Below are 23713 nucleotides of genomic sequence, written 5' to 3'. Positions count from 1 at the left end.
TCCGAGATTGGATCAGGTTATGATTCTTTCCGAATTATCATTCTATTGATCCAGTAGAGTTTAAAGTTTCACTTTTAGACGTTTAATCATTGGCAATTGAAACAAAGTTTCTTCTATACATAAAGGCTGACAACCCAATGAAAAACAGTATTACCGACGCTAAAGGTAGAAGACCTGTCCATGAAAAAGATTGATTCCTTCCTTCATAAAATTTCGGCTTGAACTTCTCCCATTCTACATCATCTGCAGTAGACTCTGAGAATATCTTTGGATAAAAATAGAGCCTCGTATCTTCGTGAAACTTATTGGTACGTTCAAGAAAGCTCATATGATCAACTAAACTAGTCTCAGCAAGCTCATTAAATGTAAGCAATGCATACATAGACGGGAAGAATTGACCGATTTGCTTACTCATTTCTTCACGTTCTATAATCTTAGAAGCCATAGCTTTACTTTCCTCAACAGATTCATCGTCACCGAGATGCTGCATCGCGTAATACCATAACCAATTGAACCCCTCTTCTGGTGGGAAGCCAAAAGACTCAAACTGTGGATAGCTCTTATAGAACTTTACCAAGGTTTCCCTTTTATTAGTGTCCCACTTTTGATGGTACCCATCTCTTTGCTTGATCATCGTAGTCAATGCCTCCGGAACTGGGTATCTATTCGTGACAGCATTGTTAACTACAGCAGGTAATAACACTACCAGCATCAGCCAAAAGAATAATAATACTACGGCATTGAAACTTGAATTTCTCTTTAAACAAATGACCCAAAAACAAATTGCAAACCAAAATACTTGATACAAAACACCAATCATATAAAAGGCAAAAAACGCCTCATTCCATGGAATGTCTAATACTAAGCTGGCTGCAATAAATAGAAAGCTCATCACTGCTAGTAGGGAAATCAATCTTACAAGTAGCTTAGATAATAGGAACTTCAATTTTGACTGTACCGTTACACTGACCATTTTCCAAGTACCAGACTCCTCTTCCTCTGACAAAAGATTATAAGTAAACGCTATAATCAAAAGAGGAAAAACGTAGACAAGAATGAAACTAAAGTCTAGATTTCCAAAAAGTAACTTTGTAGGATTAACTAGATCTGTATCATACTTCTGCCCTTCCAGAGCAAGTATTTTTACACTTTGTATACTTGGATTGAGATCATTCTGACCAATAGAAAGTGCTACTAACGGACTTTGCTTTTTGACTAATGAAAACTTCAAATAGTACAGAAGCAAACCAAGGTCGTCGCCATGAAACTCAATATTTCTAGCAATATGTCCTTCTTGCTTCTCTACTACATGAGATATTCTCTCTCTTTGGTCATTTAAGAATTGCCTTCCAGTAATGATACTAATTAAACCCAAAAGCAAAATCAAGATGAGACCGAATTGAAACGTTCGGGTTCTCAAAAATTGTTTGATCATTAATTGATTCATAACTAAAGCGCAGTTGATTTTCTAGACAAGTACAAAATGACCCAAACGGCTAAAACAAGCCATATTAAAAGAGATACTATCGAGATAAGCTCATTCTCCAATGAATGTTGAATATTCTGGAATTGGTGTTTAAAATCAGGAAAAGCCTTCCACTCTGATTTATCTACTACGTATACTTTTCCCTCCGAACCACTTACTCTTTTTGGGCTGATATATTTAATCTGAAGCTCATTCATCTTTTGAGCTAAGCTGTACCTGTAGTCTTCGGCCTGGTTTTGAAAGTCGACATAAGATTCAAAATCAGTTCCGCATAAGGTCATTGATAGATTCTTAATGGCGAGATATGGGTTTAACAATATCAGCGATCTAGTTAGTTGATTTTGATCTCTATATATTGAAACAAGTTGTTGTTGGTGCTCATTAAATATACTAGCACTTATTTTCTCCCCTTCACGCATGACTAAACCTCCATAGTTGAATGAAAGCTGACTTATTGAGTCTACGTTATTGGCTCTCAATACTGAGTCTCTTAGAGCTGCGAAATGCTCATCATTAGGATCATGACTGTCACCGTATTGTATTATTTCTTCCTCAATTGCCGCACGAAATTCTAGCTTACTCGGAGATGGGTGAAAGTACGTACCCAAAGCTTGAGAAGCTCTTGGCAATATCACAATCATGAATAACCATAGACCTAGTAACTTTATTAAGGCAGACTTGGAAGATTGGCTTCTTGCTGATACTGATATAGTGAGTAAGCTTAGTACAAATGAAAAGACAATATATGAAAGAGATAAAAACGACAGCCTCACCCACTGATCATCAACTGAGTGTTCTTCTAGAATGAGCAAAATAGCTGTAACAACTAAAAACGGAATTACAAACAGACAGGAGATCCCAAATAGTCCAATAGACCGACCAAACAAGATCTCTTTCCAACTTGCTCCTTGTGTCAAAAGTACTTTGAGGGTTCCATTTTCTCTATCAGAAACGATAGATGCATAACCAAGAAAAAAGATAATAAGAGGTAAAATCATTTGAAGAATCATTCCCATACTCAATTCTCCAAAACGCAAGAGTCCTGTAGAAAAACCAGCCTCAGAGAAATTGGCTACATTTTGCCTATGAGCTTCAAGAAAGACTGCATTTCCGGTATAACTCTCGATACCAAAATCAAAAACACTTAACGGATGCTTCAATCTGAAAGCAAAGGTTCCAAAATGCGCCATTCTATGAGGGTGCTTATCAGGGTTTCCTTCCCAACTCTCTCGTGCTTTTTCTTGATGATCAATTCTAAAATGATTTTGATCGTGATAGCCTACTCCGCTATATACAGCGTATACGAGAAGCACCACCATTATTCCCATTAGTAAGAATATACCTTTGGATTTAAAGGTACTCACCCAAAACTGTCTGGCAATCAACAGAAGTACTTCTCTACGCATGGATTTAAAATTTATATGTTACAGTCATTAAATAGTTTCTTGGAGCGCCTGGAGCCAATCTGTATTGGTTCAATCCTCCACTCCAATATTTCTCACCAGTTAAGTTGTTAACCTTAAGAGTTAGCTGCAAGTCAGAATTGTTGGGTCTATAATATAGTGCTCCATCTAGAACAGTGTAAGCTGGTAACTTTACTCGATCATCTGCTCCGTAGAAATACCAAGTATATTTATCTCCACTATATTGAGCTCCCAGACCGATACCAAATCCTTCTAGTATTGTTTCTATGAAATCATACTTACCCCAGAAGTTGGCAGTATGAATAGCTGAACCACCAGTTCTTTCACCGATCAGATTCTCATCAAAATGATTTTCGATGGTAGCATCTACATAACCATAAGAAGCGATTAACTGAAGATTTCGTAAAACATATCCTGACACATCAAATTCAAAACCTTGACTTTGAATCTCACCTGTAGCCTCCAAGGTATTGATATCGTAAGCATTCTCACCAATGATGATATTCTCCTTATTGATGCGATAGGCTGAGAAATTAGCTTGAAGTATACCGTTCAAAAACAGTCCTTTAAACCCTACTTCCTTCAATTCACTTTGAATAGGATCAAACTGGTTAGGAGAATCTAGTATGCCGAAATCCCAGAAAAATCCTTCAGTAGCAGGAGACAAGGAAACAGTATTACTTTGTGCTTGTACCCCTCTAAGATAAGTAGCATAAGCACTGATATTTTTTGTTACTTCATAGGTAAACCCAATTCTTGGAATGAAAGAACCATTGGTACGTTTCTTTTCGGCACTTCCACCTATATCATAGATATCCTCAAACCACTCATATCGCAAATTCAACAACGTTGAAAACTTACCTATTTTAAACTGGTCTTGGATGTACGCACCATGTGAAGTAGTCAAATTCGCAGGTATTGTAGCTACTGCAGTTACATAATCCTGAGTAAGCCTAGTCCCATTATCTGGGTTTTCTAAATCAAAGAAAGGAACATTTGATACAGGAACAGTCACTCCATTCACTGTTTCAAATTGGTAGGCATCTGGATTAGATGGGTCATAAGAACCAGCAGTACCGTCTGTTTTCAAATAACGACGAGCATCAGTTCTACCACCTCTCTTAGTACGTCTCCATTTGTTTAAATCATACCCGATTAGAACTTTGTTAGTGATAGCCCCGCTTTCAAAATCGAAATTGAGATAAGCGCTTAAATTATCTGTATCCCAAAACTGTTGACGCTCATTGTATCTCATCGCTATCAAGGTAGGAATTGGATTTCCCAAACTATCTACTACTGCACTATTGGTAGTTCTATGCTCTGCCAAATCTTCTTTCCATGTCTGTTTCATGTAAGAAGCGTTAAAACCAATATTTCTAGTAATGGCCTTGGTAAAGTTTGTCATGATCATAAACTGCTCTGAAGCATAATAGTCACTTGACGCACCCACATTCATAGATATAGGTGTACTGTTTAAGTCAAAATTACCTGTACCATCTATGCTGCCTAGTGTAGGCTGACCTCTATCTAAGTTTCCTACTTCATTACTATAAATTATCTCTGTATTCAAAGCAGTCGTTTCATTAGGAACATAGCTGATAGATGGAGACAAGAGTAATGCGTTGTTTTGCACTACATCACGAAAGGACTGTGCTTCTTGAAAGCCTGCATTGAAACGATACAACAGTGTTTTAGATTCGTTCAAAGGCCCTGTCATATCGGCCGTGGCTCTGATAGTTGAAAAACTTCCAGCAGAAATAGATACTTCTCTCTTATCCTCTGCCAAAGGCTTTTTAGTCACCATATTGACTGTTCCTCCCGGATCTACACTCGAGAAAGTAACAGAAGATGGCCCTTTGATTACTTCTACCCTTTCGATATTCGATGTGATAGGCTGTAAAAAGTAGTATTGTCTAGTACGCATACCATTGATAACTTGACCTTCTTCTGACTGTGTCAGTCCTCTAATGTTGAAATGATTGTAACTACCTGTTGAAGTCACACTACTCACAGCCTTCACCGCATCTGCTATTTGAAATGCCTGACGATCACTGATTAATTCCTTGGTAATCGTAGAAATAGCCTGTGGCATCTCTCTGTTTTCAATGGCCATTTTAGAAGCTGAGAATGAATACGCACTGTTATAATCCGTTCTAGATCTACCTACTACCTCTACCGACTGTAGTTGTATCGCATCTTCTTCAAGACTTATTTTACCTAGGTTATATGAATCTAGCTTTCCAAAGTCGAACGATTGGGTTTGTAACTTGAAACCTATAAACCTAAACTGAACTTCATATTGACCTTTTTCTAGAAGCGATATCTCGAAGTTACCATCGTAATCAGTTATGGTTCGCTTATTTTCTGATCCATTAGATGCAGAAACGACAACACCGACTATCGCTTCTCCATTTTGACCTACCACCGTTCCATTTACTTTGATCTGAGCAAAAGAACTATTAGCTATTACTAGAAAAGCTAGTATATAGAGATATTTCATATTTATAATAATTGAGTTAATTCGTTGCGAGAGCAACATTTAATTGTCAAACCGTTTTTAGGTAGAGTTCCTGCATTTCGTTGGCATTGATATCTTTAGTATCATTGGTATAAACCAACTCTCCTTTTTTCATTATCCCTATTCTATTGCCAACATTTATTGCGTTGAAAATATCATGGGTAGCCATAAAAATAGATTTCCCATCAGCAGCTAACTCTTTACAGATGGTCGTAAACTCATTGGTGGCATGTGGGTCCAATCCAGAGGTAGGCTCATCCATAAAAATAGCCTTAGCATCCTTAGAAAGAGCTATAGCAATACCTACTTTCTGACGCATACCTTTGGAGTACTCTGATAGTTTTTTATGATGATCTTCTTCTTTTAAGCCTGCTTTGGTAAGTAGTTCAGTCAACTTTACTTTACTATGTTGGTGCCCTGACAGCTGACTAAAAAATTTAAGATTTTCAAATCCATTCATGTTGCCATAGAGCTGTACCACTTCAGGAATGTAAGCGATCATCTGATTCGTGACACCACTAGAATCAACAGGTACTCCGTCAATTGATACTATTCCACTAGTAGGTTGAATGAAGCCCAAGAATAGATTTATGGTAGTGGTCTTGCCTGCTCCGTTTTGACCTAAAAGACAAAACACTTCTCCAGGAGCAACAGATAGGTTCAAATCAGACAAAGCCAACTGATCACCGTATTTTTTTGATAAATTTCTTGCTTCTAACATCTTGAAAGAAGGTTTTGTAATTATTAAATATTGGAACAAACCGTATAACTATTCCCTTTATAAAATCTGAAACTCAAATTGATATTAAGCCCATATGGCCAAACATCAGAGATCGAATTTTGATTTTTAATACTAGAAAGAATAGTTATCAGGCAACAACAAACCAACTATAGAAACAATACCTCTTATTCCTCAATTGGATTGACAGCCGCGAAGGTACAAAGCTTTTTTACTTACGCAACATTGTTGCATTAACTATTTGTAATAATTACAAATAGTTAATGCAACACGGAAATAACAACAAAAACTAATGATTACCCGCTTTAAAAATTATTTTCTATGGCTTACAAATCTATTTGAAGAACAATATTTTAAACACCAGTAAAAACAAACAATTATACACTCAGACAATTCAATAACCAGGCTACGTTTACACAGCAAAATATAGACTGGTTATTTTCAGCCATTTATTATTATATACCTGTACCGAGAAATACTGTATCAAGTAGTTTTTGGATAAGACTGGTCTGAACAATGCCTGACAACCCAATTATTTACCCTCATCATCTCATCCCTAATCATAAACAAAAACAACGGACTCATGTCCATATATATGATTTTGGCGCTCAATGCTTGATCAATATCATTTTGAATAAAATCAGGCACTTGTTCTAGTAGTTTCCTTTCCTTTTCTCTAAGGAGCACCGTCCAAAATAGAACCTTTCCTTGACAACAAGATTCTTTTTGTAGCTTAGATATTTCAGATAAAATATGCCTATGCTCTATTAGCATCTGCTTGAGCATTTCAGTATTCATAAAATTATTGATTATTGAATATTTTGATTTCAACCCCTCTCCATATCACTGCTTTTCTATAGCGAGAACTCAATCAAGAGTAGTTTAGCGTAATAGCATATAGGTTTAACTTTTTCTCAATGCTCTGACTCTTCCTTTCAGTGATTCAAACCTATAGCCATCAACATAAATCGAGATTAGAATTCAATCTTCTAGTTGCTAGTCAAGTCTCGTTGGAATAATCTGGGGAATTAGTTTTTGGGCTATGTATTTTCAACCGTTCTAGTTTCTGATCATTGAATTTCAATAAGAGTATTGAAGATTTAATAATAGATTGCCTACAGCGTACGATTTCTTCCCAGATAGCTTCATGTACTCTTATATTATAGGTATCTCCTCTAAAGGGCCTTATAATCGTATCATAATAAACATCTGATAATTGAGATATTTTTCTCCTTTTCAAACCAAGGCTGAAAATCTCTAAATTCAAGAATTCAATCGTTTTTTTCGGCAACCTGAACCTGCCGCTACCAATTTTATCTACTCCCATCTCCAAAACAACTCCGTTTATCGACTCAAATGGTCTAAACAACTAAAAGGCATTGCCTACATTTCTACACTTCCCTATATTCAAGTAGAAATACATAGCTAATATGGAGACATATTTCTATTTAACCAAAAAATGAAGAAAAATATCTCAAATTATAAAAAAAGGATAATCACTTTCCTTGAAAGTCAGAAGATCACCAAGAGGGCCTTTTATTCAGAAACAGGGATTTCAAATGGCACTCTTGATAAAAATACTGGTGTCAGCGAACCAGTCTTAGAAAGGTTCTTTAAAGCATACCCATTTGTTAATCCATCTTGGGTCATTACTGGACAAGGGAACATGGTACTAAATTCGGAAAATGGCATAGTCCAAGAACCAGAAGGTGAATATGGTAACGCTGATCATACTATTGAAGAGATGAAAAAACTCTTGGAAGAATATCGCTATTTGGTTGATCACTTGAAAACGGAATTAGAACAGTGTAAAAACAGTAAATCTTAAGCAATTAAGAACTAATCTGTAAAAGACCACTGACTTCTCTCCTATCTAGTATCTCAATATTTAACAATAACTACACTCATATTACTGAAAAATGTGAGTTTTACTACAACAGTGGCAGATTCAATCAAAACGCTAATAACCTTAACTATTTTCGTTTGACGTGCCAATCCAGTGCTCTTTCTGCCAACAGCATCAAAATCAAGGATCTCGAACAACAAAATAACAGCTAATTAATATTTTACAAACACTGTTATTTAACAGATTAATTCACTCAAAAAATCAAACTTTTTTCACTTAAAAACCTCCACCATGACCAACAAACCTATTTAAGGCAAAAAAGAACTCCTAAAACTGCTAGCAGACAGTATTTTAGACTATTTTGCCAGCCCGCATGGAAACAGCAATGTGATACATGCACTATTCAACAACTGGCTATTTTCATTATTTTACAAAGTTAAAATCAGTTTAAAATCGTATGAATTTAAGATTTACCTTAAAAAATGATCTGCCACTATTTCAGCAGAAGCTATCTTCTCTATTATTTCAATATTTGACCAATAAGCTAGCTCTAGTAAAAGTTCTGGTGTTAGTTTTTTTCACTTCATTTTCTTTTCATATTTCTGCAAACCAGCTTACCTCAGCAGCAATAGATAGAGATGAATTAGAGACAGTAAATAAAGTCGACCTATTAGCGGTAGCTAATACAGCTCCAACCTTTACTTCTACAGCTATAACAAGTGTAAAAGCTGGAAATGAATACAACTACAAAATCACCATAAATGACACAGATGGAGACTTTGACAGCTATTCCGCACCTACCTTGCCTAACTGGCTATCATTGAATGTATCAACAATCGTTAGTACCCTAGCTGGTAATGGCACGGCTGGCTCTACTGACGGAACAGGTTCATCAGCGCAATTCAATGCTCCAATAAGCGTAGTAGTAGATGACTCCGGAAATCTATTTGTATCGGACAGCAAATCACACCTGATAAGAAAAGTAACTGCTAATGGAGAAGTCTCCACTTTTGCAGGCAGTGGAGTAGCAGGCAGTACAGATGGTACAGGTACAGCAGCTGAATTCAATACCCCTAGAGGTCTTGCCATAGATGCTTCTGGAAATTTATACGTATCTGAAACTGGTAATCATAGAATACGAAAGATAACTCCTGCTGGAGTTGTTACTACGTTTGCAGGTAGCACGATTGGGTATAAAGATGACACAGGCACAGATGCTCAGTTCTTCTCACCTAGTGGATTGGCTTTTGATAAATCTGGCAATTTGTATGTAGGAGATCAAGAAAACAACCGTGTAAGAAAAATAACTCCAGCTGGAGTAGTTACCACTCATGCAGGTTCAGGTGTAGAGGGATATCAAGACGGTGCAGCTTCTACTGCCCAATTCAATGAGCCGTATGGAATAGCAGTAGACGAGTCTGGAAATGTTTTTGTGAGCGACCGGCTAAATCACTGCATCAGAAAAATAAATACCTCAGGAGATGTATCAACTTTTGCTGGAGATGGTACCTCAGGCTACCTAGATGGCACTGGCACAAGTGCAAAATTCGCCTCTCCCTTTGAGATTGCACTGGATAAGTCAGGCAACATCTATGTAACCGAATTCACAAACAGACGAATCAGAAAAATTACATCAGCCGGAGTAGTTTCTACACTTGCCGGCAGTGGAGGATCTGGCTCAACTGATGGAGTAGCAGGCTCTGCAGAATTTATATTCCCTGCAGGGATTGATGTGGATGCTTCAGGTAATGTATATGTAGCAGATTTTTCCGATCATACAGTACGACAGATCTCGAAAGAAGCAACTTTAACAGGCACTCCAACAGTGGACAACATTGGTTCACATGACGTTGTTTTAAAAATATCAGACACAAATGGAGGTACCTCCGAGCAGAGTTTTACCATTGAAGTATTGGAAATAACCTATATAGCAGAAGACGATTTCAACGATATTTCGGTCTATCCTAACCCATTAATCGAAGGAAAGACCATTGTCAGTTTTGACAAGGTCTTCTCTGGAAAAATATCTGTACTAAATATCCATGGGCAGAAAATACAGAGCTCAGCGTTCACTGGAGAAAAAATAGAAATAGACTTATCCAAGCAAGCTGATGGCGTTTACTTTATTAAGATATCCTCCTTCGATGAGACAATACAGATCAAAGTTCTGAAACAATAGATCTAGTGATTTGAAGTTCGAGTGAGTATTTTGATAAGTTGAATTTACTATTGAAATATGTGCCTCAAATCAAATATTTCCAATCTCACAAGCATGTTGAAATGAGAACAAATACACTGCTTCATATTTCAACATGCTTATAGCCAGAAAAACGCTTAGGTAGCGAAAATTTGAATCTCACAAAAAAATAGCAACACTAGAAGACAACAATTCTAAAATATCTCTTAAGAGTTAATAGATCAAAACTTCTTTGAGTATTAGTATCAAAAAACTAACACTTAGTTTTTCCTTTCCATTGAGACAATTTTTAAGATTTTTTTATAGTTTACAAGCTCAAGTTATCTTTTAACCATATAATCTTCTAATGAAAAATTTAATGATCCTACCAAAGCACAATTCAACAAGTGCCAGCAAAAAGACTTGTTGCAACTATAGTTTAATAGCCACCAATTCTACCACACCTTTTCTACCTCACACAATATCCAATAGGTCAATTCTAGAAAATACAACCCTCAGTTCTGAGTGTTCCTTTTCTGTCTGTGAGCATTTCATTCATCAATCACTACAGATTGACCACACTTAGCATAGTACAAAATCAAGCCTCCTTCCTAAGATTATATTGGACATCAATATTTTAAAAGCCAATCAATATCACCTACAGATTTTTTTTTAAATTCTAATTAATAAATAAAGCAATATGCCACATCGATTCAGTAAAGGGCTAGATCTTATTCTAGATCCAACGGGTGAAACTCCTTTAAGCGATCATGTTTTCATTGACGGAGAAAATGGCAATGACGCCACCACAGATGGTACCAATCCAAACACACCTTACAAGACAATCAATGCCGCTTTGACATTGGCTCAAGCTAATACAACTAGATTTATAATTTTAGAAGGAGAATATTTTGAAACTGGCTGGGAAAGTCATCAAGTTGTATTTATCGCAGACGGCCAAGTAGTTGTCAGAGGAACAGGAACAAACCGACTTTTCGATACTCACTACTACTTTGTCTGCGATGGGATTACATTCAAGGACTTTGAATACGCATATCGCAGCCATACCAATGGCTCTAGGTATCCAATTTTTACGAACTGTAAATTTATCAATGCTCCTATTTCAGGAAAACGAGGAGCTAATGTGCTAAGTGTAACTTTTGATAACTGCCTATTCATTAACAGTGAAATTGATCTACCAGATGCCACTGAAACTAGAAATATATCTTTATTAGGACATAAGTACTATGTATCGGGAGACTACAACTGCATTTACATCAATTCTCCATTAAAAAAAAATCAAACGCATATCCAATCTTGCTACTTTGATGAGAATAGCTCTTTAGAAGTGGCTTCGTCAGGCAGGACTTTGATAAACAACAATATCAGATCATCCATCACTATAGATGACACTACTTATACCGATTTAGAGTCAGCCATAGAAACAGTTTCAAGCAAGTTTAACAAATGCTTCTCTGAAGATCCTTTGATGATCAATCCTAACGGAATGAATTTCAATATTCAGAGAAATAGTCCTAATGCATTTAAAGGTCTTCCTTCTACAGCCCTTCCTTTTAATGAAAATATAGGTGGATCAAAAATCATTGATCAAACTTGGCACCAAGGAGTGAGTGAATTAGACATTGCAATATCTAACCACCCAAACTTATCCATAAATGGACTAGGTGAAATAGTCAATAATAGCGGCTCAGACCAATGGCTGAACCTACCAGAGGTAGATTTGGGAGGAACGACTTATTTAGGCACATTCATCAAAGACGGATTTACTAATCCAAAGCAGATAAGGCTATTTCTAAACTGGGCATTTGCTGATAGAATATATCAACCAGACTTTAAAGAATTCAAATGGAATATATCTCCAAGTACTGATTTGTCAGGAAAGTCAAATGCAGAACTAGAATTCGATAGACGAAATTTTTCTAAGGTTCCAGCCAATTATTATAAAGTCAGACTATTGATCAAAGGATAATGGGTTGGACTGGCATATCGCACATAAATGACTCTAACAAGGTCATTAAAAATTCAACAGGTGTATCAAAGATCAATGATTCTTCAGTAGTAACTAAAGGCTTTACAAGCTTATCAGTTATCAACAATACCCATGTAGTCACCAAAGGTTTTTCCGGTATTTCACTTGAAAGAAAAAAAGAGGATACGGTACTCAAATCTTTTTCAGGACTATCAACAGTATTTGTAGCGAATCTACTTGTCAACATAGTAAATGAAAATGGCTTATTACACCCTGCTCAAATAGAAATCTACAAAGCAGAGGCATTGCTATTTTCCAAATTTACTGAGAATGGAATAATGACTTTTGCGCTTCCTGAAGCTGGAGAATATAAAATCAAAATTACTGATAGTGATATAAAAATGAGCATCCACTATGATGGAGCAAACAACATTGCTGAGACATATACCTATCTAAACAAAACAATAGTTTACCGAGTCAAGGATCCCACTCAGGACACATACTCAGGAGAATTGGCAATACATATTTAGAATCAATAGATTAAAAAGTAATGAGAAATTGGAAACTAGGGTTGTTAAGCGGAAATAACCCAAACAAGATTAAAAACTTAAGAGCAACCTCCATCACACTAGACCAAATAGAACTTACTTGGGAAGGTCTTGATGGATTATCATTTGAAATACAACGAAAAATTGATGATGAGAATTGGAGCACAATTGGCACTACTGCTGTAAACGAAAAGACTTTCTCGGATACTACTTTCAAAGATTAAAACAACAAAACTCTACATAAGTATTGTTTCAACATTCCTTCCAGCCTTACCAGTTAAATTCAAATTGATAAAAAAACCTGAAACAAAATGATAAATGGATTTAAAGAAGGGATAGATAAAATTACTGGAATCCCTTTCTCAGACACATACTTTGTATGTAACAAAATTGGTAATGACTCTACTGCGGATGGCAGTCCACAATTACCTTACAAGACTATCAAGAGAGCTTTAGCAAATTCGCCTAATGGCCATACCGGCATCATAGCAACTGGACGGTATGAAGAACATGACCTTTCTAGCCCAGTTGTCAATGGAAGCATCAAACTCAAAGCAGATGGGATGGTAATATTATCTGGAAACAGCTCTCAAAAGCTGGTAGAAAATGCAAGGTTATTAGACTTTGAAGGAATACACTTTTTGGGCTACGAAAGAATAAGATTATCAGCATACCTCCCATCACTAAGAAGTGTCAACTGCAGGTATGAAAACACCTATCTTTACGAAACAACAAATGGCAACGCTTCGATAGGATTTAATATTACAGGAAATGTTTTTTTAAACACCCCTGTACTACTGAGTAATAAAAGTCATTCACCAAAAGTAGTAACACTAAATCAGTTTCATAATTCACCATTGAGTATTGAAAATACGTCTACTAATAACCCTTCAGGAACCAGATATAGCCTATTAAATAATTACTTCAACTCCAACTCTAACCTTACAATATTAGGCTCTGAGATAGGAGCACCTAAAATTTCACACTGCTGTTTTTATGGATGTAACATAGACGATATGGGAACACCTAGGGCTAATAATTATTTTCCAAATTGTTTTGATACCGATCCTTTATTTAAGGGAGATCCTTTTCAATATGAACATAATATTGTCGAATCAAACTCACCTCTACTTCTATCTGGGTTGAACCACTCCAATATTGGAAATGTTTCGGAAGGCTTTCTTCTCAATGACACTTCTAGTGAATGGGGAATATCCCCAGATCTAGCAACTAACAACAGCTATATAGACGGCTCACTAACTATCACAGATAACCAACAAGCCTCTAGAAGAGAGAGTCAGGTATTATCTTTTGGAAGAAGAGTTAATCCCGTTATTGATTTCAATGCTCTTTTGGACTTTGAAAATAATGTCCCCGACTCTAACACCAATGATTTTCATATCATCTATGAAGCTCAGTGGGCAGTGCAAGACGGTATACTAAATGGAGAATGGAAAAAATTTATTGCAGGAATGACACCAATGCTCGATGGAACAGGGAAAAGCACTGGTGAAGATGGATTTGATTGGGCTACCGCAGTGAAAATTGATATGTGGTTTCTTAAGGTTGCAAATGACTTAATTAACTTATAATGCCATACTTTGGACTAAGCATTTCCACACCCTCTATTAAATCAAAGAATAACGGTTTATCAATAAGGGTTGACTCAGTCAAGTCTAGAAATTATGGACTTTCAGTTAAAACAGACTCTGTTAGATCAATAAATTATGGACTTTCAGTTAAGATAGATTCTGTCAAATCAAAAAACTATGGCCTAGCTATTACTATACCTTTCGATCTGATAGTTAGAATTATCAACGGGGTTGGTTCCAGTATAGATACGCGTCTAGAGCTATATCAAGGAAGTCAATTATTAGACTCTAAAGAATCAGTTAATGGAATAGTAAAATTCCCCCTAGGCAAGGCGGGTTTTTATCAGATTAAGGCAATTAACAGTGATTTTAAAATGATCATCTCTTATGACGGAATAAACACTCTTAGTGAGACATACAGTTTTTTAAACAAAACAATTGTGTATCGAATCATGAACCAAAGCCAAAATTGCTATTCAAAAGAATTAACAATTCGAGTATAAGACACTTACACTATCAAAGCTTCTAGACAGAATCAGAAGCGCTTGATTTAAGTCAAACAACTAACAATAAATAAAATGAATGAATTTAGTATAGGTAAAGATTTAGATACAGACCCGAGTGGTGCAACACCTTTAGGTAATCATTTTTTCGTTTCTAAAAGCGGTAATGATTTAACTGGTGATGGCTCTATGGACAATCCCTGGCTAACTTTAGATAGAGCATGGTCATTTATAAGTATTAATTTACTTAGAAATCAAACTGTAATTATTGGAGAAGGAGAATATACACCATCTCAAATGTCTGGACATGCCTCCAATGTAGGAACTCGACATATAGGAGACGGAGAAGTAATATTTAAGGGAGACCAATTAAGTTCATTGGGAGGTACGCAACAATATTGGACCTTCTTCGAGAGCATTGTTTTTGACAATTGGGACTATCTTTTTAATAAAACTGGAAATGGCAACATCAACTGCAGTTTTCAAAATTGCGAATTCAGAAACCTTAAAATGACACTTAGAAAAGGAACAAGTTCAAATAATTTATCATTTACAAATTTAAAGATTATAAACAGCATAATAGATTGCTCTGACGAGTCTTTCAACTTATCGCAAAATATTGAAAAGGTTCATAAAGACATCTTATCTATAAATTCAACTTTTGCCTCTGGTAAGGCTATAATAAATGGCTATTTTGATTCTGGTTCTAAACTAATTGAGAATAATCAAGATGGGAATTTCAATACATTTGACAACAGTAGTCACTGCATTATCGAATGTCCTATAACATATCAATCCGACACATACTCTGATCTATCGGCTTTAAAATCAGCATTTCCAAATTTATTACCCTTCAGTACAAGTTCCCCAATACTCTTTAAAGGTGACCCTAACAAAAGAGAGTTTGTTGTACACTCCAACTCTCCGGCTATAGGACAAGGAATAGGAGGCTCCAACATTGCTAATGTCAGTGAAGGAATTTTGTTAAATGAATCAACTGCTCCTGAACCTGATTTATCTATTGGTCAAGACTGGGTAAATTCAGAAATGAAGGTATCAAATGGATATCAAGAAGGTAGAACTGAATATACTTTTGATATTGGTTTTTTAGTAAAAAGCCCTATAGTCAGACTCAATGCCATTTTAGACTTCATGAATAATGTGCCAGATTCGGATAATTCGAAAGTAAATCCAAATAGACTAGAATTTGAAGCACAATGGGCTGGTAATGATGGTGTATTCAATGGCTCTTGGAGAACTTTCAGATATGGCACCAAAATGCAATTAGATGGCACTGGAAGGTCTACTGGCGAATCTGGTTTTCTACCTATAGGACTTCAAGATATTGTTTTAAGAAGCATAAAAATTGCTTTAGTGGTTAGAAATGATTTTGATGATTCTTTCTAAAACTTACTTATTCAATTTAAACATCAACTATGAATAGTATTAATGGAATCAGTATCGAATACGAACCTGATCGATCAAAAGTCTCAGGATTTAGTTTAGAGCATAGCACTCTTGATTCTAGGATGTTTGGTTTCAGTATCGAATATGACAGTCCCAATGATAAAGTATATGGTTTCAGTATCGAACACTCTTTCGATCTAATGGTTAGAATTACCGATGGGGTTGGTTCCAGTATAGATACTCGTCTAGAGCTATATCAAGGAAGTCAATTATTAGAAGCTAAAGAATCAATCAATGGGACAGTATCTTTTACCTTAAACAAAGCAGGTATCTATAAAATTAAAGCCATCAACAGTGATACAACGAAACTAATTACTTATGATGGTAAAAATAAAATATTTAATACTTACACACTATTCAATAAAACAATGGTATATAGGATAAAAGTCAAAGGTGAAGACACCTATTCAAAGGAATTGATTCTAAAAATTTAAAAATATCTCGTTTTAAAAAACAATCATAAAGCTTGTATTAATAATACAGGTTGATATGAGTTAAAAACAAAAAGCCTCTTTACTTAAAGTAAAGAGGCTTTTTAAAAGTGGGCCCACCTGGGCTCGAACCAGGGACTTTCTGATTATGAGTCAGATACTCTAACCAACTGAGTTATAGGCCCTTCAAAATTGTCAATAAGACCGCCTTGAATTTGGGAGTGCAATATTACATATTTGCCTTTTATTACACAACACACTCGTGAATATAAACACTATAATTTTCGACCTTGGGGGCGTAATCATTGATCTTGATGAAGAAGCTACGGTCAAAGCATTGACGCAACTATCTGATCTTCCGTCAACTCAGGTTTTAGAAGCCTATCAATCAGCACTTGTTTTTAAAGAGTATGAAAAGGGACTTATTTCTTCAGATAAATTCAGATCAGAAATTAGGTTCCTATTAAAATCTACAAATAGCGACTCTCAGGTTGATTTTGCATGGAATGCAATGTTGGGTAATATCCCTATTGAACGACTGAACCTTATGAGTAGACTTAGAAAAAATTATCAAGTGATGGTTCTGAGCAACACGAATGCTATTCACGAAAGGGCATTCAACAAAATCATCGAGAATGTTTCTGGGAAAAAAAACTTAAATGACTTCGCTGATAAAGTTTTTTTCTCTCATGAATTGAATCTAAGAAAACCAGATATTGAGATCTACGAAAAAATAATTGAAATATCAGATATTAATCCTAATAGAGCTATTTTTCTTGATGACAAACTCGAAAACTTAAAAGGCGCAGAAAAGGCAGGTTTAAACACATTCCATATTCCCAATCCTAATAAAACATTAGACATTGAGCAGTACATCCAACAATAGGAACCAAAAACGAATTCTCCTTCAAATTGGTCTCTTTATAATCACTCTTATCACAACGACTTTAGCAGGTGCAGAATGGATGACTGGCAAACTTTTACTCTTTGGAGAAAGAAAGCTCAATTGGGTTGATTTTTGGAATGGCTTGTTCTTTTCTATCCCTTTTTTAAGTATTCTAACAGTACATGAGTTCGGACATTATTTCACTGCTAAATACCATAAGGTCCGTGTTACCCTGCCTTTCTATATCCCGCTTTGGCTTGGATTCTTAGGAGGTCCATCGATAGGTACAATGGGTGCTCTTATCAAAATCAAAGAGCATATTATAGATCGTAAGAAATACTTCGATATCGGTATTTCGGGACCACTAGCTGGTTTTGTTTTAGCTGTAGCTATTTTAGCATACGGTTTTTGCACTTTACCAAAAAAAGACTACGTATTCAATATTCATCCTGATTATAAAACTTTTGGAGAAAATTTTGAAGACTACGTTTATACTTACGAATACAATGATGCTCTTTATGAACAAAGTTATAACAGTACCAGAAAGGCCGACTCATTAAGTCATCGTTTAGAACATGGCCACTCTCATAATTGGGGGTTTCCTGAATATGAAAAAAGAGAAAGTTTCGAAACCTATTCAATGGGTACTACTATACTCTTTGAGTGGATGAAGGCAATTTTTGCTGACCCAGAAAAAGTCCCTAATAACTTTGAAATAATGCATTACCCTTGGCTTTTCGCAGGGTTTTTAGCTCTTTTTTTCACATCTCTCAACCTGATCCCTATAGGCCAGTTAGATGGTGGTCATATTTTGTATGGTCTTATAGGTGCTCAAAATCATAAATACGCCTCGAGGATCATTTTTGTACTTTTCCTATACTTCGCCGGTCTAGGTATGTATAAACCTTGGACAATAGTCAATGAATTTCCCTATGCAATCCTTTACATTGGGTTTCTGTATTTGTGTTTTTATCGGTTCTCTCCATTAATGAGAGACCGTTGGATGTATGCACTCGGAATATTTACAGCTCAGATAATAACTTGTTTTGTTTCCCCTAATGCTGAGGGATATACAGGTTGGTTAGTATTTGGATTTGTCATTGGTAGATTCTTAGGAATCTACCATCCCCCCGTATTAATTGATAGACCTCTAGATATTAAAAGAAAAATATTAGGGTGGTTTGCACTTTTTGTTTTCGTAATTTCATTCAGTCCCCAACCATTTAAAATTGTTAATATTCAGAGAAGCGAAGTCAAATCTGAAAGACCCAGCATTCTATCTTTGGTAAAACCTTCTCCGAAGTCTGAGCGAATCGACATACCATACTCTCTTGCCCTTCCTTCTAAGAAATCCATAAATCTAGAAGATGAAATCAAAGTATCAGCTGACTGACCATCCGGATCAAAAAACTGTGATTTGAAAGCCTTTATAGATTCTACTTTGACATCCCAATAATCAGTGATATCCACAACAAAATCAGGTTCTATCCAATCTGTTTGAATATAATGATAGAGGTTTCTTGCTCTCCAAATCTCCTGTGATTCACCTTCTATATAAGTTTCTAATTTTTTAAGCCCTGATAGAAACAAAGCCTTTTTGACGATTTCAGCTCCTTTTCCATGATCTGGATGACGATCTCTAACAGCATTTGCTAGGATAATCTCTGGTTGATACTGCCTTATTTTTTCTACTACCTTAATTACATGTTCATCATCCACTTTGAAGAACACATCTTGAAAACAAAGATTCTCTCGTATAGACAAACCAAGAATTTTCGAAGAAGCCTTTGCTTCATCCATCCTAATTTCTGGAGTACCACGAGTCCCCATTTCTCCTTTTGTAAAATCAACTATTCCAACTTTTTTGCCTTGAGCTATTAAACTGGCAATAGTCCCACTACAAGATAGCTCCGCGTCATCAGGATGAGCAGCAAATACTAATACATCTAGTTTCATCAGTTAAAATTTTATTCAGTTTAAAAAACTGTTATTCTCAAAGAACAAAGCAACTCTTCACCCTCTATTTAAACATATGGTCTAACTCGTTTTGTTAAAAAACGTTGCACCTATGTAATTCTTAATCTTTGACCTATTCTCAATATAGAAGTTCTTCTAATTCCATTCAATCGACAAATCTTATTAATAGAAATACCGTAGCGATAAGCTATACCACTGAGTGTGTCCCCAGACCTAACTCGATGAAAACGGATCTTTCTAGCTTCCTTCAAATAAGAAAAGGTATTAGGCGTAATTTCTAAAGTATCCGCTTTAATAGTTAATGCTTCATAATCAAAAATCTCTTCTGGATCTATCGCATTCCCCTCGTAACGTATTTCATAGTGAAGATGAGGCCCAGTACTTCGTCCTGTATTTCCTCCCAAACCAACAGCTTCTCCTGCCTTAATAATATCTCCAACTTTTACAGCCCTTTTACTTAAATGACCATACAAAGTTTCTAACCCATTGTAGTGCCTTACCAAAACGTAATGACCATAACCACGGTAATTGTACTTAGATATTCTAACAACTCCATCAAAAGAGGCCCTTACCGAATCTCCCACTACTAGTCTAAAATCATCCCCATAATGCCACTTCCATCTCCTCAATCCAAATGGCGAGGTTACTTCTATCTTTTCTAGTGGTAAACTCCATGCTAGGTTTGGCTTCTCAAATATCAACGGAAGCCGAAGAGTGTCTTTGAACTTTTCTCCATCAATATGGTAAGGATTAACATCTGTCGAACTCCATGTACTATAATATTCCTTTAAAGTAACCCATACAGAATCTATAAATATTTGCTCAGCTACCTCTATAGGAACCTCGTAGGATAATACTATCTGAGCGGTATCTGCCTGCTCCTTAAGAAGCGCTTCTAGTTCTTTTTGCTCTTTCCATTCAAGACTATCAAGATATAGGTCATCTATCACAAAAAGCCCCTTAACATCAATAATGATACTATCTTCTTCCTGATTAGCTTTTATTCTTTTGTTTTTAAACTTAAAAAAATCCCCGGAACGCTTCTTTTGCCCCGGGGATTCTAATGTAGCCCCAAGTACTATGAGGCATATCAGTATTATTAGTCGATACATCAATATCTTTTAATTTCGATTTATTGCGCCATTTCGAACTCTTTAGCTGCTAAAAATCTTTCAGCATCTAAGGCTCCCATACATCCAGATCCAGCAGCTGTTATAGCTTGTCTATACACTCTATCTGCAGCATCTCCTGTAACAAACACTCCTTCAACCTTAGTCTTAGAAGTTCCTGGCTCTACCAGAAGATATCCAGATTCATCTGTATCTAGATAATCCTTAAATATATCGGTATTTGGTTTATGACCTATTGCAACAAAGAACCCGCTTAACGGAATTTCGCTTTTTTCTCCACTCACATTATCTACTATTCTAATGCCAGTCACTTCATTTTCTCCAAGCACCTCTTCAGTAGAAGAGTTCCAATGAATTTCAATATTAGCTGCATTTTTTACTCTCTCCTGCATGATAGTAGAAGCTCTCATTTCATCTCTTCTAACAATCATATGTACTTTAGGACAAATGTTAGCCAAATAAAGTGCCTCCTCAGCAGCAGTATCTCCAGCTCCCACAACTGCTACATCTTTACCTTTGTAGAAGAAGCCATCACACACTGCACATGCTGATACTCCTTGATTCATCAATTTGGCTTCTGACTCAAGCCCTAAGTATTTTGCACTTGCTCCTGTAGATATTATAATAGCATCTGCTGTAATCTCATGTTTTTCATCTACCACAGCCTTGTGAGGATATCCTGAAAAATCTACTGAAGTGACTAATCCGTATCGAATATCTGTTCCAAAACGTTCTGCTTGTTTTTGCAAATCAACCATCATTGCTGGACCGTTAATACCTTCTGGATAACCCGGGAAATTCTCTACATCATTTGTAGTAGTTAGCTGTCCACCTGGCTCACCTCCTGTTACTAAAACTGGATTTAAACCTGCTCTAGACGCATAAATGGCGGCTGTGTAGCCTGCAGGCCCAGAGCCAATTATCAATACTTTTACCTTCTCTTCTGTCATGGTTGTTTCGCTAAAAAAATTATGAGGGCTCAAAATTAGTAATTTCAATAAGCTAGTTGCAATATCCAGTTACAAACTTGATGAAGTGAGGCCCAATAAACACTTTATCATAGTTGTAGTTCTAAACCAAAACACGAGCCAAAAAGTTGCTCAAGCTCATAGATAAAATTGATTATCTCATTTGTTTTTAAAACCATAGAACACGAAAATTGCATTTAACCGTAATTTTTACGTATTTAATATCAAAACGATTTCTTAGTTGATTGAAATTAAAACATTGTCTTTCCAAAAAAAAGTATCTTTGGTGACTTTCGAAAAGAGTGAGAAAAGTTTTCGGAGTACTTTAATTCACTCGAAGATTGGTATTGACTGTTACATTATAAACTAAACACGAGATTAAATTATGGATTTCTCAACCCTCGACTTTATTGTCTTTGGTGCCTACTGTGTGCTAATATTGGCTACAGGATTATTTGTATCGAGAGACAAAGATGGTCATGAAAAAAATTCAGAAGATTATTTTTTAGCCAGTAAATCATTGCCTTGGTGGGCAATTGGTGCGTCACTTATCGCTGCCAATATTTCCGCAGAACAGTTCATTGGTATGTCTGGTTCTGGTTTCGCACTAGGATTGGCAATTGCTTCTTATGAATGGATGGCTGCTATCACACTTCTGATTGTAGGTAAATTTTTCTTACCAATCTTCATTGATAAAGGATTATATACCATACCAGAATTCGTAGAAAAAAGATATAGCACCAATCTTAAAACCATACTAGCTGTATTCTGGATAGCACTGTATGTATTCGTAAACTTAAGCTCTGTACTTTATCTTGGCTCGCTTGCTCTTGAGACTATAATGGGTATTCCAATGATGTATGGGGTAATTGGACTTTCCTTATTTGCAGCTGCATACTCTCTTTATGGAGGTCTTTCCGCTGTAGCATGGACAGATGTCATACAAGTTGTATGTTTAGTAGCTGGTGGACTAATCACTACCTATTTAGCATTAAACGTTGTATCAGATGGTACTGGTGTGATGGCTGGCTTCCAGCAAATAATAGATGCGGCACCTGATAGGTTCCACATGATACTAAAAAAAGATAACCCACAATATTCCAACCTTCCTGGTATCTGGGTATTAGTTGGTGGTCTTTGGGTAGCGAATATTTACTACTGGGGATTCAATCAGTATATTATTCAAAGAACTCTTGCGGCTAAATCTCTAGAAGAGTCTCAAAAAGGTATTGCTTTAGCTGCATTCTTAAAGCTAATCATTCCTTTCATAGTGGTTGTTCCTGGTATTGCAGCTTATGTAATGATAAACGACCCTGAGATCATGGCGAGATTAGGAGAGGCAGGGTTACAAAATATGCCTGGAGAAGGAGCTTCTGATAAGGCATACCCATGGTTACTTCAACTACTACCTTCTGGATTGAAAGGTATTGCTTTTGCTGCATTAACGGCTGCAGTAGTTTCTTCATTGGCTTCAATGCTGAACTCTACTTCTACGATATTCACTATGGATATTTATAAACCATATATCAATAAAAATGCTAGTGAAGGACAGCTTGTAAATGTAGGACGTTTGACTGGAGTTGTTTCTTTAGTGATCGCATGTATTATGGCTCCATTATTGGGAGGTATCGATCAAGCCTTCCAATTTATTCAAGAGTACACAGGAATTGTTTCTCCTGGGATCTTAGGAGTTTTCTTACTTGGTCTATTTTATAAAAAATCTAATAATACTGCAGCTATCTGGGGAGCTATACTTTCTGTACCAATCGCGCTAGCATTCAAAGCGACTACTATGCCCTGGATGAATCAAATGGGTTTAACTGCAGTTGGTACTATGATCCTAATAATAATAATTAGTCATATCACCGGTAAAGGTGAGGATGATGAAAAAGGAATAGATGTAAGTGGCGGCATATTCAAAACAAATGCAACTTTCAATATTTGGGCATTTGTGATCTGTATTTTAACAGCAGTGCTGTATGCATTATTCTGGTAGTAATTACAGAAACTAAAAAATTAAAGCCCTTGCTGA

At 36.2% G+C, this 23713-nt stretch carries 19 protein-coding genes, 1 tRNA gene and 1 pseudogene; 12 read left to right on the top strand and 9 right to left on the bottom strand.

The features are described 5' to 3' along the window. Window positions 1–82 precede the first annotated feature (82 nt). The 5 genes from DKG80_RS09420 to DKG80_RS09400 all read right to left on the bottom strand — a co-directional run bounded on the left by DKG80_RS09420 (window position 83) and on the right by DKG80_RS09400 (window position 6965). Window positions 83–1447: a DUF3526 domain-containing protein gene (locus tag DKG80_RS09420; protein WP_109831077.1), complete on the bottom strand. Its 1365-nt coding sequence runs from the start codon at window positions 1445–1447 to the stop codon at window positions 83–85. Window positions 1448–1449: 2 nt separating this feature from the next. Next, complete coding sequence (locus DKG80_RS09415; protein ID WP_109831076.1) at window positions 1450–2892, bottom strand: ABC transporter permease; 1443 nt, start codon at window positions 2890–2892, stop codon at window positions 1450–1452. A 4-nt stretch (window positions 2893–2896) separates the two neighbouring features. Then, a complete protein-coding gene (locus tag DKG80_RS09410) occupies window positions 2897–5410 on the bottom strand; it encodes a TonB-dependent siderophore receptor (protein ID WP_109831075.1) in 2514 nt (837 codons plus the stop codon). Window positions 5411–5456: 46 nt separating this feature from the next. After that, window positions 5457–6149 (bottom strand): ABC transporter ATP-binding protein, encoded by a 693-nt coding sequence (locus DKG80_RS09405; RefSeq protein WP_109831074.1) that lies wholly within the window; start codon window positions 6147–6149, stop codon window positions 5457–5459. Between the two features lie 501 nt (window positions 6150–6650). Continuing rightward, complete coding sequence (locus DKG80_RS09400; protein WP_109831073.1) at window positions 6651–6965, bottom strand: hypothetical protein; 315 nt, start codon at window positions 6963–6965, stop codon at window positions 6651–6653. A gap of 661 nt (window positions 6966–7626) precedes the next feature. Between DKG80_RS09400 and DKG80_RS09390 the strand changes: the two genes are divergently transcribed. The 9 genes from DKG80_RS09390 to DKG80_RS09350 all read left to right on the top strand — a co-directional run bounded on the left by DKG80_RS09390 (window position 7627) and on the right by DKG80_RS09350 (window position 16723). Next, complete coding sequence (locus DKG80_RS09390; protein ID WP_109831071.1) at window positions 7627–7995, top strand: hypothetical protein; 369 nt, start codon at window positions 7627–7629, stop codon at window positions 7993–7995. A gap of 475 nt (window positions 7996–8470) precedes the next feature. Continuing rightward, entirely contained in the window at window positions 8471–10192 is a 1722-nt protein-coding gene (locus DKG80_RS09385) for a T9SS type A sorting domain-containing protein (protein ID WP_109831070.1), read from the top strand. Between the two features lie 697 nt (window positions 10193–10889). Next, a complete protein-coding gene (locus tag DKG80_RS09380; RefSeq protein WP_109831069.1) occupies window positions 10890–12179 on the top strand; it encodes a hypothetical protein in 1290 nt (429 codons plus the stop codon). Continuing rightward, the gene (locus tag DKG80_RS09375; RefSeq protein ID WP_109831068.1) at window positions 12179–12709 is read left to right on the top strand and encodes a hypothetical protein; all 531 of its coding nucleotides are present in this window, start codon (window positions 12179–12181) and stop codon (window positions 12707–12709) included. Before DKG80_RS09380 ends, DKG80_RS09375 begins: the two co-directional genes overlap by 1 nt. 20 nt (window positions 12710–12729) lie before the next feature. Further along, window positions 12730–12951: a fibronectin type III domain-containing protein gene (locus DKG80_RS09370; protein WP_109831067.1), complete on the top strand. Its 222-nt coding sequence runs from the start codon at window positions 12730–12732 to the stop codon at window positions 12949–12951. 87 nt (window positions 12952–13038) lie between these two features. Beyond that, complete coding sequence (locus tag DKG80_RS09365) at window positions 13039–14319, top strand: DUF1565 domain-containing protein (protein ID WP_109831066.1); 1281 nt, start codon at window positions 13039–13041, stop codon at window positions 14317–14319. Beyond that, complete coding sequence (locus tag DKG80_RS09360; RefSeq protein WP_109831065.1) at window positions 14319–14822, top strand: hypothetical protein; 504 nt, start codon at window positions 14319–14321, stop codon at window positions 14820–14822. The genes DKG80_RS09365 and DKG80_RS09360 overlap by 1 nt, the downstream gene beginning before the upstream one ends. A gap of 75 nt (window positions 14823–14897) precedes the next feature. Then, window positions 14898–16229, top strand: a complete 1332-nt coding sequence (locus DKG80_RS09355) for a hypothetical protein (protein WP_109831064.1) — start codon at window positions 14898–14900, stop codon at window positions 16227–16229. Window positions 16230–16258: 29 nt separating this feature from the next. Next, the gene (locus DKG80_RS09350) at window positions 16259–16723 is read left to right on the top strand and encodes a hypothetical protein (RefSeq protein ID WP_109831063.1); all 465 of its coding nucleotides are present in this window, start codon (window positions 16259–16261) and stop codon (window positions 16721–16723) included. A 108-nt stretch (window positions 16724–16831) separates the two neighbouring features. Here DKG80_RS09350 and DKG80_RS09345 read toward each other — a convergent pair. Then, window positions 16832–16905: transfer RNA gene (locus tag DKG80_RS09345), tRNA-Ile, on the bottom strand. 77 nt (window positions 16906–16982) lie between these two features. Between DKG80_RS09345 and DKG80_RS09340 the strand changes: the two genes are divergently transcribed. Then, entirely contained in the window at window positions 16983–17606 is a 624-nt protein-coding gene (locus DKG80_RS09340) for an HAD family hydrolase (protein ID WP_162555781.1), read from the top strand. A gap of 79 nt (window positions 17607–17685) precedes the next feature. After that, window positions 17686–18450 (top strand): annotated as a pseudogene (locus DKG80_RS21360) (site-2 protease family protein); the annotation flags it as partial. Window positions 18451–18845: 395 nt separating this feature from the next. On the opposite strand, the gene bshB1 reads toward DKG80_RS21360, so the two are convergent. The 3 genes from bshB1 to trxB all read right to left on the bottom strand — a co-directional run bounded on the left by bshB1 (window position 18846) and on the right by trxB (window position 21663). Continuing rightward, window positions 18846–19562, bottom strand: a complete 717-nt coding sequence (gene bshB1 / locus DKG80_RS09330) for a bacillithiol biosynthesis deacetylase BshB1 (RefSeq protein ID WP_109831061.1) — start codon at window positions 19560–19562, stop codon at window positions 18846–18848. Between the two features lie 110 nt (window positions 19563–19672). Next, the gene (locus tag DKG80_RS09325; RefSeq protein WP_109831060.1) at window positions 19673–20695 is read right to left on the bottom strand and encodes a peptidoglycan DD-metalloendopeptidase family protein; all 1023 of its coding nucleotides are present in this window, start codon (window positions 20693–20695) and stop codon (window positions 19673–19675) included. Window positions 20696–20715: 20 nt separating this feature from the next. Next, on the bottom strand, window positions 20716–21663 hold the full coding sequence (trxB, locus tag DKG80_RS09320) for a thioredoxin-disulfide reductase (protein WP_109831059.1): 948 nt from the start codon (window positions 21661–21663) through the stop codon (window positions 20716–20718). 403 nt (window positions 21664–22066) lie between these two features. On the opposite strand from trxB, the gene DKG80_RS09315 reads away from it, so the two are divergent. After that, on the top strand, window positions 22067–23677 hold the full coding sequence (locus tag DKG80_RS09315; RefSeq protein WP_109831058.1) for a sodium/sugar symporter: 1611 nt from the start codon (window positions 22067–22069) through the stop codon (window positions 23675–23677). The last annotated feature ends 36 nt before the right edge of the window (window positions 23678–23713 follow it).

Source organism: Reichenbachiella versicolor, assembly GCF_003171675.1.
Lineage (GTDB): Bacteria > Bacteroidota > Bacteroidia > Cytophagales > Cyclobacteriaceae > Reichenbachiella > Reichenbachiella versicolor.
This window is presented reverse-complemented; position numbering and strand designations above follow the sequence as displayed.

Bases quoted from the DNA above. Each gene is read 5' to 3' on its own strand.
- DKG80_RS09420 (WP_109831077.1), bottom strand. From the start codon at position 1,447: ATGAATCAATTAATGATCAAACAATTTTTGAGAACCCGAACGTTTCAA.
- DKG80_RS09415 (WP_109831076.1), bottom strand. From the start codon at position 2,892: ATGCGTAGAGAAGTACTTCTGTTGATTGCCAGACAGTTTTGGGTGAGT.
- DKG80_RS09410 (WP_109831075.1), bottom strand. From the start codon at position 5,410: ATGAAATATCTCTATATACTAGCTTTTCTAGTAATAGCTAATAGTTCT.
- DKG80_RS09405 (WP_109831074.1), bottom strand. From the start codon at position 6,149: ATGTTAGAAGCAAGAAATTTATCAAAAAAATACGGTGATCAGTTGGCT.
- DKG80_RS09400 (WP_109831073.1), bottom strand. From the start codon at position 6,965: ATGAATACTGAAATGCTCAAGCAGATGCTAATAGAGCATAGGCATATT.
- DKG80_RS09390 (WP_109831071.1), top strand. From the start codon at position 7,627: ATGAAGAAAAATATCTCAAATTATAAAAAAAGGATAATCACTTTCCTT.
- DKG80_RS09385 (WP_109831070.1), top strand. From the start codon at position 8,471: ATGAATTTAAGATTTACCTTAAAAAATGATCTGCCACTATTTCAGCAG.
- DKG80_RS09380 (WP_109831069.1), top strand. From the start codon at position 10,890: ATGCCACATCGATTCAGTAAAGGGCTAGATCTTATTCTAGATCCAACG.
- DKG80_RS09375 (WP_109831068.1), top strand. From the start codon at position 12,179: ATGGGTTGGACTGGCATATCGCACATAAATGACTCTAACAAGGTCATT.
- DKG80_RS09370 (WP_109831067.1), top strand. From the start codon at position 12,730: ATGAGAAATTGGAAACTAGGGTTGTTAAGCGGAAATAACCCAAACAAG.
- DKG80_RS09365 (WP_109831066.1), top strand. From the start codon at position 13,039: ATGATAAATGGATTTAAAGAAGGGATAGATAAAATTACTGGAATCCCT.
- DKG80_RS09360 (WP_109831065.1), top strand. From the start codon at position 14,319: ATGCCATACTTTGGACTAAGCATTTCCACACCCTCTATTAAATCAAAG.
- DKG80_RS09355 (WP_109831064.1), top strand. From the start codon at position 14,898: ATGAATGAATTTAGTATAGGTAAAGATTTAGATACAGACCCGAGTGGT.
- DKG80_RS09350 (WP_109831063.1), top strand. From the start codon at position 16,259: ATGAATAGTATTAATGGAATCAGTATCGAATACGAACCTGATCGATCA.
- bshB1 (WP_109831061.1), bottom strand. From the start codon at position 19,562: ATGAAACTAGATGTATTAGTATTTGCTGCTCATCCTGATGACGCGGAG.
- DKG80_RS09325 (WP_109831060.1), bottom strand. From the start codon at position 20,695: ATGTATCGACTAATAATACTGATATGCCTCATAGTACTTGGGGCTACA.
- trxB (WP_109831059.1), bottom strand. From the start codon at position 21,663: ATGACAGAAGAGAAGGTAAAAGTATTGATAATTGGCTCTGGGCCTGCA.
- DKG80_RS09315 (WP_109831058.1), top strand. From the start codon at position 22,067: ATGGATTTCTCAACCCTCGACTTTATTGTCTTTGGTGCCTACTGTGTG.